This is a genomic window from Pseudomonas sp. VMV1 (genome assembly GCF_056790235.1).
On the sequence record NZ_JBXGSE010000006.1, the window covers coordinates 99,185 to 116,662 of the forward strand.

Here is a 17,478-nt window from a genome sequence, read left to right on the forward strand (position 1 = left end):
GATGAGTAATGAATTCGAATTCAACCAAGCAGCGGTAGACGCCGCTGTCGAAACCTACAAGGCACGCGTTGTAGTACCTTATGAGAAGGTCCAATACACCACACTTGCAGAGTGCTTTACCAAGTTCCAAAAGCTCGTGCAGGAAGGACGCGAACTGTACGTTGAGGAGCACATCCCAGGCTTTGAGCAGGTGCCGTTCCACCTCCTGCCCTCCTTTGATGCAGCAGGGGGCGGAAGCTTCCACCTCCAGCGCTTGCAATCAGACATCGATGCCCAGGTTGATGCCTACCGGACAACCATCGTAGCTGCTGAAGAGCAACGGGTGATCGATGCCAGAGCCGCACACATTGAGGCTCAGGTAGCCGCTGCCATTGCTGCCCACGAAGCCAAGGAAGCCGAAAAGGCCCAACGTGCTAAAGACGCGGTAGCCGACAAGGCGCGCGCCGCTGCAATCGCCGCTCTAGGAGAAACAGTATGAGGACCAAGACTTACTTGACCGGAAACGACTGTTCGCTCCTCTACACCACAATTTGCGTGCTTGATAAATGTATTACGGGTATCGACGGAGAAGCCTATTCGGCGTTGCTGGATAAGCTCTGTGGCTCCTCTTCTAGAATTAGCGACACTCACGAATTTGCTCAAGAAACAGGCTTGCCACTATTTGACTTCCCCTGCCCTGAGCCCGTTAATACCCTAACAGTTGATGAGCTTGCAGCTATTAAGAAGGCTCTAACGTTCGGCCTGCAATGCAATCCAACTGAAACAGGTCGCAAGATGCTCTTGGAGATGCTGGAGCGTGTTGCTCTAACAAGAGCGGCTATGGATGCAGAGGTTATGCAATGAGCCTTTCCCCCATCATCGCAGACCAGACAGTCCACTTGCTGAAAATGAAGTGGGACGCGAAGTATCGAGCCGAGTTCGAAGCTCTCCAAGCTGATCTTGCTCAAGCTCAAGCAATCCTGAAAGCTCGCAAGGAAAAACTGGACATTGCTAAGGGCGTCTATCACAGCACACGCCCTGGCGACATCAACAAGGATTCTGATCCAGAGTTGCAAGGACTAGCTGCTTTGCTAGACACAATGGTATTCATCAAGGACCCAGCCCAGCGGCTCCGAATGATGAAAGAATGGGCGAACAGTTAAGATGCTTTTGAACGACTACTACCGCCGCACCGAAACAGAATCCCGCATCCTAGCATTCATCAAAGAAAATCCTGAAGTGGATAAGGATGCTATCGGACTTTTCAGCTTCCTATGCGGCCCAACTTGGTATCACGCCCTTTACGTTGTAATTGATGGCACTGATAACAATGCTGAACAACGCATCAATACTTTGTGGCGAGATCCCCCAAGCTTCAAAGTCCTAAAGCGGTCCGGTGTTACAGCTATTCAAATCAACGCAGACGACGCGGCTAACGTTCGCCCCCTATTGGATGGCCTAGCCATTGTCCATGAAGGTCGGCTAGCTGAGAACGCTCTTCTAGAAGTTCTTCCACTGCTGAAGTAACAGAACATTGTAATCACCCAAGGCCCGAAAGGGCCTTTATTATTTGAGGAGTCACAATGACTAAATTGCATCGGGGTTTCGTCATTGTTGACCGCCCCATCCACACTAACGGCTTGGATCGCGTTATCGACTTCGTTGACGCTGGCCTAGCTGAATTCGCTGTAGTCCAGCTGCCTCAGGGGCTCCGCTCACGCCAAGCCCTGACACGTTGGTTCACTCGGAACGCCCCCACTTCGAAGTATCTGAAGGTCACAGGTCATTGGGGTCGCGACACTTGGTTGGTCGCCTTCCCAGATGTAAGAACCCTCAGAGAATTCCGTTCGTTCCTGCACACCGGGCACCAGCACTTCATCGTCTGGCAGGGCAATGACGCTGCAACCTTCATCGATGAAGCCAGCCGCGTGCTTGAGCTTGCCAAAATCGACGGACGTGTAGAGGGGGCTCGCAATGGCCGATAAACAGATTGCCAGCCTATTCGGGTCGATTGGTTTCAAGATCGATGATCGCGGCCTCATCCAGTTCCACCAGCGGATGCAGAAGACCTCCAAGCAAATGCAGGCCCTAGGTACGCTCGCTGAAGGTGTCGCCACGAAGCTGGAGCGGGTCACTGGCAAATCTGCCAAGGCTGGCGGATTGAACACAAGCCAGCTCGCCAAGGACGTTGCCCGACTGGAAATCCTCCTTTCGAAGGTAGCCCAGGCCAAGGCTCGTGCCCAAGCCCAGTTCAACCGGGAAGCCCTCTCTGCTGGTCGCCTAACGTTCGCTGGGAAGAACAATGAGTTCAAGCTCCAGAAGGGCCAGCTGGACATCGAGAAGCAGCGCCTTGCAGTCGAACAACTCCGCCAGCGTGGAGCCACAAGCGCCGCTGCTGACGAAATCAAACTCCAGCAAGCACGCCGCCGCTTGGCTGAATCAACTGCGATCAACGAACAGCGCCAACGTAACCTCGCCCTCGCCGGACAGGAACGAATCAACCGCGTAGCTCGCCAGGGAACCCTTGCCCAGCAAGCCCAGTTCAAGCTTGAGACGATGCAGGCTCGTGAGGTTGAGCGGAGAGCCCGTAGAACGCCGTCTGAGACGTTTTCTCGCCCTCGCATGGGCATGGGTAGCAGTGGCCCTCAGAACTTCTCCTTGGGCTTTGCGGGAGGCGTTGGAGCGTTCGCTTTGGGCCTTGGGTTTGCCACCAGCGCCCTTGGTGGATTCGCCTCCGCATTGAACGACAGCGTTAACAAGCTGACGGGCCAAAAGTACGCCACGATTGCCGCCGCTGGCGGTGGTGCTGCTGGTGATGCTGCGAACGCTTGGTTGGACCAGTACACAGATAGTCGCGGCCTTGCACGCCAAGACATCGCTGACCAATTCACGTCATTCCTGGCTTCTGGTCAGGGTGCCGGATTGAGCAACGAGACAACCGAGAAAACCTTCGCCGGATTCGGTGACCTCGGTACAACGTTGCACCTTAGCGGAGATCGTCAGGCCGGTATGTTCCGGGCCGTGGGTCAGATGTTGTCCAAGGGCCAAGTCATGAGCGAAGAGCTTAAGGGCCAGCTCGGAGAACATCTGCCAGGAGCCGAAAGCCTATTCGCTCAGGCATGGGCCGAGGTGAAGAACACTGGCAAGGCTGGACAGGCCGCTATCAAAGACCTGCAAGCTTCAATGAAGAAAGGTCAGGTTGGCATTGAAACCGTTCTGAAGGCCGCTGAGATTGCCGCCCGCCGTGCCGCTCCGACTCTGGAAGCATCCAGCCAGACAAGTCAGGCGATGCAAAACCGAGCGGCTAACCGCCGTGACAAAGCGGTCTTGGCATTGGGTAGCGCCGGAATCTCTGATGCCAATTCCGAGTTCTTCAAACGGCTCGATGTCCTTTGGTTCACCGTCCAACAGCGAGCGCCACAGCTGGCGAAGGTGTACTCCAACCTATCCGTTCTAGCTCAGAACGCCCTGACCAATCTCCAGTCGATTCTGCTGAGTAGCGACAACAACGGAATCATGTCTGCCCTGACTGAGGTCAGCTACATCTTGGCGGAGATGTCGAACGCGGCGACAACGTTCATCCAAATCTTCAGCGGCAAGCGCCTTGGCGCCATGGATGCCCTTCAGGACTACTTGAGCGAAGCCGAGGCGAAGGAATTCATCGCTCGCCTGGATCGTGTGGGCATTGCCTGGACGAAGTTGGTAGCCGCTTTCCAAGTGGACCTTGGAGTACACGATGGCGAGTATTTACCGGGCATCAAGCAATTCCTCACCAACACATCACGAGAGGTCAACGGCCTAGTCGGCTTGTGGGAGACGTTGCTAACGAAGATCAACAAAGGTCGTGCTGCTAACGAAGATTACCAGCTGGAGAAGTTCCAGAACGGCAACCCTGATGATCTACACGAGGATCAGTTGACGCCGTTCAACAGGTATCGCGTCAATCAGGCACGTCGCCAGGAACCTGCCCTAAGCCGGGATGAGTTCGTTCGCCGCGAGCTTCTGAAGCAGCAGATGAACCAGACGACAGGCGTCCTCCCCATCGGCAACATTCCTCGGAATCTCCCAGGGTTGGCCGAGGGTCTGGACAACATGCTCAAGCGCCCAGATGGCAAGCCGCTCATTCCAGCGACTCTCCCAGCAGCCCCAGCCGGATTGACCACAGCTCAGCAATTGGGCGTCGCCCCGATCACGTTGAACCTGGACCTGAAAGTTGAGAACGCCCACGGCATGGATGAGAACGATCTGGCTCGCCAGCTCTCGCTCACCCTCCCTGCCGCTGTGCAAGACGGTCTCCGCCAAGCAGTGGGATCAATGTCCGCTCGCCAATCCGAAAACGAATGACGCCCCTCGGGGCGTCTTCCCCTTCACCTACCCAAGGAAACTCAATGAACTTCCTACGCAAGCACCTCAGCCTCAGTGTTGCTACAGCAGCGCTCGGCATCGCCTTCTGGCTGATAATCATGTTCTCCGCCATGAACACCCGTCTTGAGTCCATCGACACCCGCCTGTCGGACATGAGCGCCCAGGTGCAACTGATGGCATCCCCGACATGGCAGCAGACCCAATTCAACGAACGTTTGGGCAGGGTGTTAGACGCGGTACGCGAACGCCAGCAGCTAGCCCTGGCTCATTCTGAATAAAATAGTTTACTGTTGGCACAGATTGTGCTTGACAACTGAATACTTTCGTGTTATTCTGTCCAAGTACCAATCGAGAAAGGTTGGTAACTCCCGATAGCCACGTTTCCGAACGGCGCCAGCCGTGCTCACGGACCGTGGTTTTTCTTTGCCCGCGATTTGAAAACTATTCCCATCACCGAACCGACGGAGGTCGACCCATGCCCGTTTCAATCTCGCGTGTCTGCCCGCATTGCGGGACCACGTTTCAAGCCCAACGCCAGGACAAGGCGTTTTGCTCCCATCAATGCACTGTCCAGTTCAACAACTGGCGGCATCGCAAGATGAACAACGCTCCACGCTCTCTCGCCTTGATCGAAGCCTATCGCCATCACCGTGCCATTACAGAGGTAACCACCAATGCGACTCGCCCTTAACGACATCGCCCAACGCCAACTCATCGAGCTGATGGACGCCCTCCGTGCCCAGACGCCCACACACGCCCTACACATGATCGTCCAGCGTGCCCACATCGAACTCATTCGCCAACCAAAGTCCCAGGAGGACCAAAATGCAACAGCCAGCACCAGCCACTAACATCCACGCCCAGGCCCTTACCGCCGTCAAAGCTCGCTTTGTCCGTGTCCCAAGCTCCACCACTTGGCCGAACTTCAAAGACCTCCAGACAGGTCTCCGCCAAGCTGATGCCACGATCCTGCTGGACTTCTACCACCGCAACGGCGGACGGGACGCATCCAAGCCAAGCGAGCTACTGGATTGCCTTGAATGGGTATACGGCGAAACCTTCCAACCGAACGGCCCAGCGATCACCAAAGACCAGTGCCTTAACTTGTGGAAGCCTGCCGAGCTGCAACCATCCAGCTCCGAGCCCATGGATGATGTTGAGGTAGCTCCGTTCCTGGCTTTCCTTGCTCGCTGGTTTCCTGATGCTGACCAGCGTCGGTACTTCCTGTGGTGGATGGCCCACGTGGTACGCCGCCCAGAGAAGCGCATCATCGCCACTCCTGTGCTTCGTTCTGAGCATGGCGTGGGGAAAGGTTTCTTCGCTGAAACTCTGATGGCTACCTTGGTCGGTAGCTCCAGCTGTGCGGTGCTGGGCCTGAAGCAAGTTGTCGGCGACTTCAATGACGCGATTGCTGGAAAGACCTTCATCCTCATCGACGAGGTTTACCGCAGCCGCAAGACCACAACCGACACCCTCAAGTCGTTTCAGGGTAATGGGACCATCGTCCTACGCCGTAAGGGCATCCCAGACACGACTATCCCGAACTTCATCAACTTCATCATCACCAGCAACGATCACATCCCGCTGGACCTTGAGGAAGGCGACCGTCGCATGTGGATTCCTGACTTCATCCGCCACAAGCAGGACGTGAAAGAGACTGGACAGTTCATCAACCGGGAGCTGAAGCCCTGGCTGGAGTCTGGTGGTTTCCAGCTGGTGCGTAACTACCTTGAGCAAGTGGACCTATCCCAGTTCCACCCAACGGCGGCACCGCCGTCCACAGCTGCGAAGGCTGACATCTCTGGCTTGGATACCAACAGCGTTGTTCAGGATGCTCTTGAGCCGCTGATAGCAGAACGCTACGTCATCACCCTGGAGGGTATGAAGCTCGCCCTGGCTGGCAAGATTGACGAACGTATCAGTGACCGCACCATCACCAGCGCTTTGATGGCGGCTGGCTGCAAGATGCGTCGAAGCAAGAGCAAGAAGTTCTACATCACCCCAGCTGGATTCGAAGCCGGGTATAGCCTGGACACCAGTCCGAAAGAGTGCGAGGCCGCGTTGTCGGCCATCGTTCAACCCTCTCTCCTGGCTGCTTGATGTGGTAGCTCACACCGGAAAGGTGACGGAAAAGGTGACGGATAACCGAAGGGTGACGGATCGATTTTCTAAGCGTCACCCTATCCGTCACCCCTGAAAAGCCCAGCTGGCAAGGGCTCCAGAGAAAGGTGACGGAGGTGACGGATAAACACCGTCTTTCTATAGATTGCTCTGGTACGCGTTGAGCAAAGCGAAACAAGTACGAGCACGCGAGTTTTTCCCCGCCCTTGAAAGAGTCCCCCTTTGCGAAGCAAAGGACAGGATTCCCCCGCACAGCATCCCCCAACCCACCTCCTGACAAGACGTGTCGCAACGACACGGAGGACACGCATGAATTTCAAAACCTGCACTGATGTCCCAGCGCTCCAAGCTGGGATAGACGGAACAATCCGCACACGCGCCACAGGCGAAACACTCACCCCGTACATTCACCGCGTCCGCTCAGGACGATCCTTTCTCGCCGTAGACTTCGATGGATTCCGCCTGCCTGTGGCTCAGCTGGTGGTTTCTGCCTTCGCCCCTGATAAGTACGGCCACATAGGCCACTTCGACAAGAAGCGGGAGAACTGCTCCGCTGCGAACCTTGGCGTGTACAAGGCTGCTCCACCTTCTATCTCCGATTGGTCGGTCAATCGTCAGCAAGGGCGTAACCGCGTCTTTGAACAGATAGGGCCACGTGCTCCGATGGTCTTCAGTGGTGGCATTCCTCTGGACTACATGCCAGGTGACTGAATCCGAGGTGACTGGCTCCCAGGCGTCGCCTACGCTTCAGGGACATTCACAGCGGAGCTGTAGCGATGACAGGTACACCGTTCAAGGTTGAAGTGAGACATACGGTTGGTGGCACACCAAAGACGTTCGAGATCGAATCCCTATTTCCTCCATCCCTTCCCGACATAGATACGGAGCACGAAGGTAGGCTGCGAGAGATCATCGATGCTATCGAGGAGAAGGAGAACGTTTGGATCACCTTGGACGGAAAGACCTTCTATGCAGGTCATCCAGTCGATGGAGTCACGCCAGTTACTATTGAGGTAACACCCGCAGGCTTTCACAACTGGAAGCCGCTTCCTGGCAGTTGGGGCCATGTTCCGAAGGACACTCCCAGTAATGTCCAGCTGGCAGTAGATAAATGAGTCTCTAGCCTCGCCAGCAAACAATACAGTTAACAACGGTAATCAATGAGCCCTCGGATTGATTCCCAGAGGTGTCCTCTGGGGCTCTCCAGCAATGACGCGGGTTGTATCAAGCAATTCAGCATGAAGCTCAATAAGCTGTTGTTATGCTAACGATTGCGTCTGTTAACTAATAGACGAAGACAGCTGAATCCTGAGATTTCCTCAGAAGTCAACTCTGAAGGTGAGGTAGTTGCTCAGCTGCCGACAAACGGCACATTCCTCCCAGCCAGTCTTCTCTCTATTCCACACAATAGTATTCTGTGTATTAGGAAACCCAGTAAACACGCTTGCTGGCGTCCCAATCTGATGTTCTAATACACACATCGGCGTGATACAGATAAGGAGTGGAATAGAATGCAAGCAGTCGAAGCGGTAAAAACCCAAGCAGAAGTCGAGCTGGTAGAACGCAAGCTGGCGAAGAACGCCAAAGGCAATCGACTGTATGCAGACATCTGGCGTATCGGCGTGAACATGGCCCTACGCATCAGCGACCTCCTGTCCATCGAGTATTCCCAGGTGCAAGGAGACACGCTGTCCATTCGTGAGGAGAAGACAGGCAAGGTGCGGGTAATCAAGATCAATGAGCAGGCACGCAAGATCATCGACAGACGCCGCCAGGACCACCCCCAGCATCGCTTCCTGTTCGAAGTAGAGAGCAACCGTGCCAAGGGTAAGGCTGTCAGCCGATTCGCTGTGAGCAAGGCATTCAAGGACGTAGGCGAAGAGCTGGACATTCACCTCAACACTCACAGCATGAGGAAGACTCGTGGTTGGGTGATGTACCAAGCTGGCGTCAAGATCGAGATGATTTGCAAGGTACTTAACCACTCCAGCCCAGCTGTGACGATGGCCTACCTCGGTATTACTGGTGCAGAGATTGCCGAGACATACGACACCTTTGTCATCTGAGCATGGCCGCCTTCGGGCGGCTTTTCTTTTGCTTTGTGCATGTGCTTCAGCGTCTGTGTCATTCGAATGGACATGAGCAGCTTTTAAAATTTCTAGACTTCAAGCTTGCCCTTGTTGGGGGTTGTCAAGCGGATAGGAGAGAGGTCGGGTCCTGAGAATCTGCCGCGTCAGATACTTCCATAATCTGCCGTGCTTGATGATGCAGGTAAGCCGCTTGCTTGGTAGCACCGCGACCGAAGTGTTTTCTAGAATCCTACAGCTTAGGTTATCGCTAGACTGCTGGTGCTAAGTGTTCTGGAGAAAGCTACGTGCTTGGAGATCCCGAAAAAGCTACGGGTTGAGCAGCATGGATAGCTGGCTTGCTTGGTAGCTCGCCGCTGGCGACGGATTTCTATTTTTCTACCGTTTCCAGCTACCCAGGGAAGCCACTGTTAAGACACTGTGCGGATTTTCGGCCCAGGAAAAAGGGGGGCTTTTCTGGCGGCGGGCGGGTTGTTTTGAGTTGAAAACGTCTTACGTCGTCAGCATCTGGATGATGTACTGCGCTTGAGGACTGTTAGCGATCTGGATGACCTTGAGCATGTAGTCCGGGGCTTCCTTCAGGGCACCAAACAGGATACGTCCGAAACCTTTCTTTTCGGCTTCTGCTTGCTGGCGGTCCTTGGGTATGGCCTGAAGCTCACGTAGCGCCAGGGCGAGCCGCAATGGGTCGGTGTCTTGTGGCAACCCCATCTGGTCCATCAACGGACCTTTGGGTAATACGTTGAACCCTTGACCGCCGTTTCCTTCGGATCGACACCCGTCGAAATCTACATCGATGTCACCAGACACCCGGAAACCGTCCCCGCCGTTTCCGAACGCCCCACAGTTCTTGAATGTAATCGCCACTACCGCCTCCTTGTGAGCATCGTCACGTTTGTGGTCGGTATGACGCTACCACGGGCAGGAATTGTCGTACATCTCACAAGCTACCACTCGCCGCCGACTTTCGGTCGCAATACTACTGGACAAGGCGAGATGATTCGTGAGTGTAAATTAGCTTGACAGCTGTTATAGAATCTGCCTATACTGCTTGTCCTTCCTAATGCGGAGCATTGGGACTGATTAATCCATTGCGAAGCAATGGGGGACTACCACAAGCGAACCACAAGTTCGCCAATCATGGGTTTATCAGCTCTTAAAGGAATCTGACTCAAAGCTGCCGCTTTGGAAGGTAGTACAGCCGACAGGCAATGCCTGTCCCCTTCTGACTCCTCTCGTCGTATCTTTAAGTAGTGAACATAGTAGTAAAAACACCACTGAAACCCCCTTTAAAATCAATAACTTACCGCGAGTTCATCAAGCTGCTCGCAGGCTGATACCTGGGGAATGGCACTTTGATCTCATAAGACGGAACTATGGCAAAGTGCCAGAGTCTTATCGAGTGCCCCCAAAGCACTTTTAGCCCGCCCTGCCCGGCGGGCTTTCTTTTGCCCGGCGTTTGGCCTGGAAGCCTGGGTACGGCCGTGCGAGCCAGGTTTGGACCGCCCTACAAAACGCTAAAGAAACGAAGGGGACTCGCGCCCGCGTTTACATCAGGTAACTGAGCAATGTCCTGGGGCGGCCCAGGCTATTGAGCCAGGGCGTTTTCAACAGCGCCGCGGATCATGGACAGGCTTTCTCAGGCCTGGAAATCGTCCTGCAGATCCACCAGATGGCGTTCGATAGCGGCCAGGCGCTGGCCCTGATCGCTCATGCCCAGCCAATCCAGCTTGAGATGGGCCTCGAACGGCAGCAGGTAGGCCAGCTGGCAGCCCAGCGCCTGACGGTCGGCGACCTGGCCGCCCATGTCCAGGCTGGCCACCAGGGGATGCTGAGCCAAGGCCGCCAGCAGCGCCATCAGATCGGCGTCGGCATCGCGCAGCGGCTGAGGATCGGTTTCAGCCAGCCATTCCACCTCGCCCACCACCAGGTGATCGGCCTGTTCTTCCTGGCTCAACAGGCGAAAGCGCCGACCGCCTTCGATGCGAATGCCCAGGAGACCATTGCTCTGTTGCTGCCAGTCGCGGATCAGCGCCTCGCAGCCAAAGGCACCCAGCCGGTTCGGCGCGGCACCGGTCTCGCGACCTTCGAGGATGGTTACCACGCCGAAGCTGCTGCCCTGCTTGAGGCAGCGGCCGAGCATGTCCAGATAGCGGGCTTCGAACAGTTGCAGATCGAGACGGCAACCGGGAAACAGGGTGGTGTTCAGCGGAAACAGGGGCAGCGTCATGAAACCTCCGAGGCCTGATGGTCCTGCTGGATAGAGCGTCGAGCGCCGTCGGCTGCTCCCGCGCGGCGACGCGCGGGGCCTTGCCGGCTCAGAAGCGGTAGACCTCGGCGCCGGTGCGAATCGGCACCACGGCTGGCAACGTTGGCCGGGCCTGGGCCTCTTCCACGAGTTTCTTCGGTTCCTTGCGTGCGACCTCGCTGTCGCGCCGACCACGCTGGGCGACCTTGGTGAGATCCGTGGCGAGACGCGCGGCCAGTTGCTGCAGCAACTCGCCTTGCGCCCGCACCTGGGCGGCACGATCACCGCCCTGACGCCCTTGCAGGTGTACCACCTCGGTGTCCAGCAGGCGCCCCTGGCCGTCACGTAGTTGCCAGCTGGCGTCCAGGGCAGCGGGAGCCTGGTCCCCGGCGTCGAGGCGGGTCACCACCAGCTCCACCCGGTATTGCGGATCGAAGCCCTCGGGCTGCTCGCCCACCACGACCCGACCGCTGTTCAAGCGGCTGGCGAGCTGGCGTTGCAGCAACTGGCGTACGTTGGCGTCGAGCGGACCGGCCCAGTGATCGCGAGTGGTCTTGAGGCTGCCGTCAGGCTGGCGCTCCAGCAGCACGTCACGTTGCAGGTAGTCGGCCAGTTGCAGGTTTTCGATCCACACCGCAAGGCCACGCGCGCTGCCCGCAGGCGCACGCGCGTTACCGCCGTCGAGTTGATAGTAGTGGCTGGGGCCAAGGCTGGCACAGCCGCCGAGGCCGGCCAGCAGGCCAACGAGCGCCAGCCTGGCGAGACACATCCGTTTCATCGAGGCTCTCTCTCGACGGGCGCCATGGCCCGGCGAGTCCTGGTCGAAAAAATCCGGCCTATGCTAGCGGCTGACCGCAGGCGGCTCAAGTTTCCACCTGCAGCGAGTCCACCCGCTGGAAGCCACGCGGCAGCTTGTTGCCTCGCCGCCCGCGCTCGGCACGGTAATGTTCCAGGTCGCTGCCCTTGAGGGTATAGGGCCGCTTGCCCGCCTGCAGGGTGAGGGACGCGCCGGCCGGGACCACGGCCAGATCGACTACGTATTCCTCACGCTTGGCCACCCGCTCGCCAGGAATGGAAATCAGCTTGTTGCCCTTGCCCTTGGCCAGCTGTGGCAGCTCGGTGATGGCGAATACCAGCAGGCGCCCCTCGTTGGTGACCACCGCGATGGAGGTGTCCTCCAGGGAGGCCACCGCCTTCGGAGACAGCACCTTGGCACCGTTGGGCAGGCTGATCAGCGCCTTGCCGGCCTTGTTCTTGGCCTGCAGGTCCTCGCCCTTGACCACGAAGCCGTAGCCGGCATCCGAGGCCAGTACATAGAGGCTGCTGTCGTCCGGCAGGAGCAGACACTCGAAGCTGGCCCCTGGCGGCGGCGTCAGGCGTCCGGTCAGGGGTTCGCCCTGACCCCGCGCCGACGGCAGGGAGTGAGCCGCAACCGAATAGCTGCGCCCGGTGGAGTCGATGAAGACGGCGAACTGATTGGAGCGGCCCAGGGCTGCCGCCTTGAAGCCGTCGCCGGCCTTGTAGGACAGCCCGGTCGGATCGACGTCATGGCCCTTGGCCTGGCGCACCCAGCCCTTCTCGGACAGCACCACGGTCACCGGCTCGGTGGGCATGAGTTCGGTTTCGGACAGGGCCTTGGCTTCGGCACGCACGACGATGGGCGAGCGACGAGCGTCGCCGTAGGTCTCGGCGTCCTTGATCAATTCGTCGCGGACCAGATTGCGCAGCTTCTTGTCGCTGCCCAGCAGGGTCTGCAGGCGCTTCTGCTCCTTGAGCAGCTCGGCCTGTTCGCCACGGATCTTCATCTCTTCCAGCCGCGCCAGCTGGCGCAGGCGGGTTTCGAGGATGTAGTCGGCCTGGTCCTCGGAGAGCTCGAAGCGGGCCATCAATGCCTGCCTGGGATGCTCTTCGGTACGGATGATGTGGATCACCTCGTCCAGGTTGAGAAAGGCGATCAACAGGCCGTCCAGCAGGTGCAGGCGGCGGTTGACCTTGTCCAGGCGGAACTGCAGGCGGCGGCGCACCGTGCCGATGCGATAGATCAGCCACTCCTGGAGGATCTGCCGCAGGTCCTTGACCTGGGGCTTGCCGTCCAGGCCGATGACGTTGAGGTTGACCCGGTAGCTGGATTCGAGATCGGTGGTGGCGAACAGGTGCTGCATCAGTTCGTCGGCATCGATGCGGTTGGAGCGCGGCACGATGACGATGCGGGTCGGGTTCTCGTGGTCCGACTCGTCACGCAGGTCGGCCACCATGGGCAGCTTCTTGGCCTGCATCTGGGCGGCGATCTGCTCCAGCACCTTGGAACCGGAGACCTGGTGCGGCAGTGCGGTGATGACCACGTCGCCGTCTTCACGGCGGTAGACGGCACGCATGCGCACCGAGCCGCGCCCGGTCTCGTAGATTTTGCGCAGGTCGGCGGGTGGCGTGATGATCTCGGCTTCGGTGGGGAAGTCCGGACCCGGCACATGCTCGAGGAGTTCGGGAATCCCGGCGATGGGATCGTCCAGCAGGCGCACGCAGGCAGCCGCCACCTCACGCAGGTTGTGCGGCGGGATATCGGTGGCCATGCCCACGGCGATGCCGGTGGTGCCGTTGAGCAGCAGGTTGGGCAGGCGTGCCGGCAGCACCGCCGGTTCGTTCAGGGTGCCATCGAAGTTGGGCACCCAGTCCACGGTGCCCTGCCCCAGTTCATTGAGCAGCACCTCGGAATAGCGCGACAGCCGCGCCTCGGTATAGCGCATGGCGGCAAAGGACTTGGGATCGTCCGGCGCACCCCAGTTGCCCTGGCCATCCACCAGCGGATAGCGATAGGAGAACGGCTGGGCCATCAGCACCATGGCTTCGTAGCAGGCCGAGTCGCCATGGGGGTGGTACTTACCGAGCACGTCACCCACGGTACGGGCGGATTTCTTGTGCTTGGCGTCGGCGTCCAGGCCCAGTTCGCTCATGGCATAGATGATGCGGCGCTGGACCGGCTTGAGACCGTCGCCGATGTGCGGCAGGGCACGGTCCATGATGACGTACATGGAGTAGTTCAGGTACGCCTGCTCGGTGAAGTCGGCCAGCGAACGGCGTTCGACGCCATCCAGGCTCAGGTCGAGGGGTGCACTCATGGGAATCCTTTGGTGTTACGTCTTTGATCGGGGGGCCCGGTCCATCGCGGTCATGGACCGCTCCTACAGGCGCTCGATACACCTGTAGGAGCGGTCGCTGCGGCGAACCGCCATGACCGCGATAAGCGCAGCCAACATATTTAAAGCAGCACTTCGGCGCGATCGCCCTTGGATTCCAGCCAGCTCTTGCGGTCGCTGGACCTCTTCTTGGCCAGCAGCATGTCCATCATCTCGAGGGTGCCGGGCACGTCCTCGAGGGTCAGCTGCACCAGGCGGCGGGTGTTGGGATCCATGGTGGTCTCGCGCAGCTGCAGCGGATTCATCTCACCGAGGCCCTTGAAGCGGGTGACCTGGGGCTTGCCGCGCTTCTTCTCCGCCGCCAGGCGATCGAGGACGCCGTCACGCTCGGCCTCGTCGAGGGCGTAATGGACCTCCTTGCCCAGGTCGATGCGGTACAGCGGCGGCATGGCTACATAGACATGGCCGGCGTCCACCAACGGGCGGAAGTGCTGCACGAACAGGGCGCACAGCAGGGTAGCGATGTGCAGGCCGTCGGAGTCTGCATCGGCGAGGATGCAGATCTTGCCGTATCTCAGCCCGCTCAGGTCGGCGCTGCCGGGGTCGATGCCGATGGCCACGGCGATGTCGTGCACCTCCTGGCTGCCCAGCACTTCGCTGCCATCCACTTCCCAGGTATTCAGGATCTTGCCGCGCAGCGGCATGATGGCCTGGAATTCCTTGCTGCGCGCCTGCTTGGCGCTGCCGCCGGCGGAGTCGCCCTCCACCAGGAACAGCTCGGATCTCATCGGATCCTGGCCGGCGCAGTCGGCCAGCTTGCCGGGCAGCGCCGGCCCTTGCGTGATCTTCTTGCGCTCAACCTTCTTGCCCGCCTTGAGGCGGCGGCCGGCGTTGTTGATGGCCAGCTCGGCGATCTGCTGACCCAGCTCGGGATGGGCATTGAGCCAGAGGCTGAACGCGTCCTTGACCACCCCGGCGACAAAGGCAGCCGCCTCGCGGGAGGACAGCCGCTCCTTGGTCTGGCCGGAGAATTGCGGCTCCTGCATCTTCATCGAGAGGACGAAGGCGATGCGCTCCCAGACGTCTTCCGGAGCCAGCTTGAGGCCGCGCGGCAGCAGGTTGCGGAATTCGCAGAATTCCCGGATGGCATCCAGCAAACCCTGGCGCAGGCCATTCACATGGGTGCCGCCCTGGGCGGTGGGAATCAGGTTGACGTAGCTTTCCTGCACCGACTCGCCACCCTCGGGCAGCCAGAACAGTGCCCAGTCCACCGCTTCCCGAGCCGAAGCCAGGCTGCCGTGGAAAGGCGCCTCCGGTAGCCGCAGGGCGTCGCCCACGGTATCCACCAGGTAGGATCTCAGGCCGTCCTCATAATGCCACTCGGTGCGTTCGCCGCTGGCTTCGTCGTGGAAGCTCACGGCGAGGCCCGGGCAGAGTACTGCCTTGGCCTTGAGCACGTGCTTCAGGCGGCTGACGGAAAACTTGGGGGCATCGAAGTACTTGGGGTCCGGCCAGAAGTGCACGCTGGTACCGGTGTTTCTCTTGCCAACGCTACCGACCACGGCCAGTTCGCTGGCCTTGAAGCCGTCGGCGAAGGCCATGGCGTATTCGTTACCCTCACGCTTGACACGTACCTCGACCCGGGTCGACAGGGCGTTCACCACGGAAATGCCTACACCGTGCAGGCCGCCGGAGAACTGGTAGTTCTTGTTGGAGAACTTGCCGCCGGCGTGCAGCTTGGTGAGGATCAGCTCGACACCGGAAACGCCCTCTTCCGGGTGAATGTCCACCGGCATGCCGCGACCGTCGTCGATCACTTCGAGGGAGTTGTCGGCGTGCAGGATCACCTGCACCTGGCGCGCGTGACCAGCCAGGGCCTCGTCCACGCTGTTGTCGATGACTTCCTGGGCCAGGTGGTTGGGCCGGGAGGTGTCGGTGTACATGCCAGGGCGCTTGCGCACCGGATCGAGTCCGGAGAGGACTTCGATGGCGTCGGCGTTATAGGCGTTCTGCGTGGCCATGGGGTCTCTATTCGAAGGTGTTGAAATCCAGCTCGCGCCAGAGCGCCGGGTCGAAGCCGGCCAGCTCGAGCAGCAGCGGCAGCTGGCGGTGGAAGCCCTGGAAGCCGTGGTCGCCACCCTGTTCGATGCGCAGGGTGCAGGCGCCGTAGTAGCGTTCGGCATCCCGGTAGTCGAGGGTCTCGTCACCAGTTTGCAGCCAGACGTGAAAGCGCTCGGGATCTGCCGGCGCTGCGACTTCCTGCGCGCTCAGGGCTTCGACGTGGGCCTCGGTGAGGGTCCAGGTCTCGCCGGTATGGTGATTGCGTTGGGGGCCGAGATAATGCTCCATGAAGCGCCAGGGCCGGACTGCCGGGTTGATCAGCACGGCCTTGAGCCCATGGCGCTCGGCCAAGACGGTGGCATAGTAGCCGCCCAGGGAGCTGCCGACCAGCAAGGGGGCGTCCAGCTCTGCCAGTTCGTGCTCCAACAGCGCGAAGGCAGCACCGGCATCGTTGGGCAGCGCCGGGGCGCGCAGGTGGTCCGCCAAGCCAAGGTGGGTCATGCAGGCGGTCAGCTGCCGGGCCTTCAAGGACGCGGGCGAGCTGTTGAAACCATGGATATAGAGGATCGACGGCATCAGGCCGCTCCTACTGGATAAAAATACAGGCAAAGAGTACCCGGTTTCGACCTCCGCGACCAAGGCAGCCGACCGGCGTCAGACCTAGTAGCCTGCCGCGCTGTGATCCACGGTGAAGGCATGCTGTTGCAGGCGCGAGACACCGGTCTCCAGCTCGCCGTCGGGGAGCAGGCGCAACCAGCGATAGCCAGGGGCCTGGTCGCCCGCCTTGAACTCCTGGCTGCCCGGTTCGAACTGCAGGCCGGTGGACGGCGAGGCCAGCAGCCGCACGCCATTGCGCAGCTGATCGAATTCCTGGTGGATATGCCCCCAGAGCACCACCTTGACCTGTGGGTGACGATCCAGCACGGCAAACAGCTCGTCCGGCCGGTTCAGGCCCAGAGGTTCCATCCAGCCACAGCCTACCGGCACCGGGTGATGGTGCAGGCAGATCAGCGCCGGACGCTCGGGCGCCGCGCTCAAAGCCTCGTCCAGGGTAGCCAGCTGTGCCTGCTCCAGCTCGCCGAAGACGCAGCCGCGCACGGTGCTGTCGAGCAGGATGAGGCGCCAGGCACCGAGATCGGTGACGGTGTCCAGAAAATCGCGGTCGCCACAGGCCTTGGCCATGGGCGCGTTTTCGTCGTGATTGCCGGCCAGCCAGCGCATCGGCGCAGCGAGGGGTTTGGTCAGTTCGCAGAACCGCTGATAGGAGGCTACCGAGCCGTCCTGGGAGAGGTCACCGCTGGCCAGCAACAGATCGATGCGTGGCTGCTCCTGTACCACCTGAGCGACCACCTGTTGCAGGCTGGCTGCCGTGTCGATACCCAGCAACCGTCCATTGGCACGGGCAAACAGATGACTATCGGTCAGCTGGACAACGAGAGGAGCGTTGACACTATCCGGCAAACTCACCAAAGCCTCCTAGGCA

Annotated in this window: 18 protein-coding genes; 11 read left to right on the forward strand and 7 right to left on the reverse strand. The window is 59.4% G+C overall.

Annotated features, from left to right (window positions below):
* Position 1: 1 nt before the first annotated feature.
* From ACUCV0_RS18285 to ACUCV0_RS18335, 11 genes are all read left to right on the forward strand, one after another.
* Positions 2-478, forward strand: coding sequence for a hypothetical protein (locus tag ACUCV0_RS18285; protein WP_482213316.1), 477 nt, complete (start codon positions 2-4; stop codon positions 476-478).
* Complete coding sequence (locus tag ACUCV0_RS18290; protein ID WP_482213317.1) at positions 475-843, forward strand: hypothetical protein; 369 nt, start codon at positions 475-477, stop codon at positions 841-843. Before ACUCV0_RS18285 ends, ACUCV0_RS18290 begins: the two co-directional genes overlap by 4 nt.
* Entirely contained in the window at positions 840-1,142 is a 303-nt protein-coding gene (locus tag ACUCV0_RS18295; RefSeq protein WP_482213318.1) for a hypothetical protein, read from the forward strand. Before ACUCV0_RS18290 ends, ACUCV0_RS18295 begins: the two co-directional genes overlap by 4 nt.
* A gap of 1 nt (position 1,143) precedes the next feature.
* Positions 1,144-1,506, forward strand: coding sequence for a hypothetical protein (locus tag ACUCV0_RS18300; RefSeq protein WP_482213319.1), 363 nt, complete (start codon positions 1,144-1,146; stop codon positions 1,504-1,506).
* 56 nt (positions 1,507-1,562) lie between these two features.
* On the forward strand, positions 1,563-1,964 hold the full coding sequence (locus ACUCV0_RS18305; protein ID WP_482213320.1) for a hypothetical protein: 402 nt from the start codon (positions 1,563-1,565) through the stop codon (positions 1,962-1,964).
* A complete protein-coding gene (locus tag ACUCV0_RS18310) occupies positions 1,954-4,323 on the forward strand; it encodes a tape measure protein (protein WP_482213321.1) in 2,370 nt (789 codons plus the stop codon). The genes ACUCV0_RS18305 and ACUCV0_RS18310 overlap by 11 nt, the downstream gene beginning before the upstream one ends.
* Positions 4,324-4,367: 44 nt before the next feature.
* Positions 4,368-4,622 (forward strand): hypothetical protein, encoded by a 255-nt coding sequence (locus ACUCV0_RS18315; protein ID WP_482213322.1) that lies wholly within the window; start codon positions 4,368-4,370, stop codon positions 4,620-4,622.
* A gap of 547 nt (positions 4,623-5,169) precedes the next feature.
* Positions 5,170-6,444, forward strand: coding sequence for a primase-helicase family protein (locus ACUCV0_RS18320; RefSeq protein ID WP_482213323.1), 1,275 nt, complete (start codon positions 5,170-5,172; stop codon positions 6,442-6,444).
* Between the two features lie 330 nt (positions 6,445-6,774).
* Positions 6,775-7,176, forward strand: a complete 402-nt coding sequence (locus ACUCV0_RS18325) for a hypothetical protein (protein WP_482213324.1) — start codon at positions 6,775-6,777, stop codon at positions 7,174-7,176.
* A gap of 65 nt (positions 7,177-7,241) precedes the next feature.
* On the forward strand, positions 7,242-7,580 hold the full coding sequence (locus ACUCV0_RS18330; RefSeq protein WP_482213325.1) for a hypothetical protein: 339 nt from the start codon (positions 7,242-7,244) through the stop codon (positions 7,578-7,580).
* Between the two features lie 396 nt (positions 7,581-7,976).
* Positions 7,977-8,531: a tyrosine-type recombinase/integrase gene (locus tag ACUCV0_RS18335; RefSeq protein ID WP_482213326.1), complete on the forward strand. Its 555-nt coding sequence runs from the start codon at positions 7,977-7,979 to the stop codon at positions 8,529-8,531.
* 513 nt (positions 8,532-9,044) lie between these two features.
* On the opposite strand, the gene ACUCV0_RS18340 is transcribed toward ACUCV0_RS18335, so the two are convergent.
* The 7 genes from ACUCV0_RS18340 to cpdA all read right to left on the reverse strand — a co-directional run bounded on the left by ACUCV0_RS18340 (position 9,045) and on the right by cpdA (position 17,462).
* Positions 9,045-9,419 carry a hypothetical protein gene (locus tag ACUCV0_RS18340; protein ID WP_482213327.1) on the reverse strand — a complete coding sequence of 125 codons (375 nt, stop codon included), beginning with the start codon at positions 9,417-9,419 and terminating at the stop codon, positions 9,045-9,047.
* Positions 9,420-10,191: 772 nt separating this feature from the next.
* Positions 10,192-10,782, reverse strand: a complete 591-nt coding sequence (locus ACUCV0_RS18345) for an LON peptidase substrate-binding domain-containing protein (RefSeq protein WP_059316009.1) — start codon at positions 10,780-10,782, stop codon at positions 10,192-10,194.
* Positions 10,783-10,870: 88 nt separating this feature from the next.
* On the reverse strand, positions 10,871-11,578 hold the full coding sequence (locus tag ACUCV0_RS18350) for a PqiC family protein (protein WP_482213328.1): 708 nt from the start codon (positions 11,576-11,578) through the stop codon (positions 10,871-10,873).
* 85 nt (positions 11,579-11,663) lie between these two features.
* On the reverse strand, positions 11,664-13,916 hold the full coding sequence (gene parC / locus ACUCV0_RS18355; protein ID WP_482213329.1) for a DNA topoisomerase IV subunit A: 2,253 nt from the start codon (positions 13,914-13,916) through the stop codon (positions 11,664-11,666).
* 140 nt (positions 13,917-14,056) lie between these two features.
* Positions 14,057-15,955 carry a DNA topoisomerase IV subunit B gene (gene parE, locus ACUCV0_RS18360; protein ID WP_482213330.1) on the reverse strand — a complete coding sequence of 633 codons (1,899 nt, stop codon included), beginning with the start codon at positions 15,953-15,955 and terminating at the stop codon, positions 14,057-14,059.
* Between the two features lie 7 nt (positions 15,956-15,962).
* Positions 15,963-16,571, reverse strand: coding sequence for a YqiA/YcfP family alpha/beta fold hydrolase (locus ACUCV0_RS18365; protein ID WP_323148021.1), 609 nt, complete (start codon positions 16,569-16,571; stop codon positions 15,963-15,965).
* An 84-nt stretch (positions 16,572-16,655) separates the two neighbouring features.
* Positions 16,656-17,462, reverse strand: coding sequence for a 3',5'-cyclic-AMP phosphodiesterase (gene cpdA / locus ACUCV0_RS18370; RefSeq protein ID WP_423815105.1), 807 nt, complete (start codon positions 17,460-17,462; stop codon positions 16,656-16,658).
* Positions 17,463-17,478 lie beyond the last annotated feature (16 nt).

What these genes read in the sequence shown, in the direction of transcription:
- parC (WP_482213329.1), bottom strand. Translation starts at nt 13,916, where the DNA reads ATGAGTGCACCCCTCGACCTGAGCCTGGATGGCGTCGAACGCCGTTCG.
- ACUCV0_RS18330 (WP_482213325.1), top strand. Translation starts at nt 7,242, where the DNA reads ATGACAGGTACACCGTTCAAGGTTGAAGTGAGACATACGGTTGGTGGC.
- ACUCV0_RS18290 (WP_482213317.1), top strand. Translation starts at nt 475, where the DNA reads ATGAGGACCAAGACTTACTTGACCGGAAACGACTGTTCGCTCCTCTAC.
- ACUCV0_RS18310 (WP_482213321.1), top strand. Translation starts at nt 1,954, where the DNA reads ATGGCCGATAAACAGATTGCCAGCCTATTCGGGTCGATTGGTTTCAAG.
- ACUCV0_RS18315 (WP_482213322.1), top strand. Translation starts at nt 4,368, where the DNA reads ATGAACTTCCTACGCAAGCACCTCAGCCTCAGTGTTGCTACAGCAGCG.
- ACUCV0_RS18285 (WP_482213316.1), top strand. Translation starts at nt 2, where the DNA reads ATGAGTAATGAATTCGAATTCAACCAAGCAGCGGTAGACGCCGCTGTC.
- ACUCV0_RS18335 (WP_482213326.1), top strand. Translation starts at nt 7,977, where the DNA reads ATGCAAGCAGTCGAAGCGGTAAAAACCCAAGCAGAAGTCGAGCTGGTA.
- ACUCV0_RS18305 (WP_482213320.1), top strand. Translation starts at nt 1,563, where the DNA reads ATGACTAAATTGCATCGGGGTTTCGTCATTGTTGACCGCCCCATCCAC.
- ACUCV0_RS18365 (WP_323148021.1), bottom strand. Translation starts at nt 16,571, where the DNA reads ATGCCGTCGATCCTCTATATCCATGGTTTCAACAGCTCGCCCGCGTCC.
- ACUCV0_RS18320 (WP_482213323.1), top strand. Translation starts at nt 5,170, where the DNA reads ATGCAACAGCCAGCACCAGCCACTAACATCCACGCCCAGGCCCTTACC.
- ACUCV0_RS18345 (WP_059316009.1), bottom strand. Translation starts at nt 10,782, where the DNA reads ATGACGCTGCCCCTGTTTCCGCTGAACACCACCCTGTTTCCCGGTTGC.
- ACUCV0_RS18325 (WP_482213324.1), top strand. Translation starts at nt 6,775, where the DNA reads ATGAATTTCAAAACCTGCACTGATGTCCCAGCGCTCCAAGCTGGGATA.
- parE (WP_482213330.1), bottom strand. Translation starts at nt 15,955, where the DNA reads ATGGCCACGCAGAACGCCTATAACGCCGACGCCATCGAAGTCCTCTCC.
- ACUCV0_RS18350 (WP_482213328.1), bottom strand. Translation starts at nt 11,578, where the DNA reads ATGAAACGGATGTGTCTCGCCAGGCTGGCGCTCGTTGGCCTGCTGGCC.
- ACUCV0_RS18300 (WP_482213319.1), top strand. Translation starts at nt 1,144, where the DNA reads ATGCTTTTGAACGACTACTACCGCCGCACCGAAACAGAATCCCGCATC.
- ACUCV0_RS18295 (WP_482213318.1), top strand. Translation starts at nt 840, where the DNA reads ATGAGCCTTTCCCCCATCATCGCAGACCAGACAGTCCACTTGCTGAAA.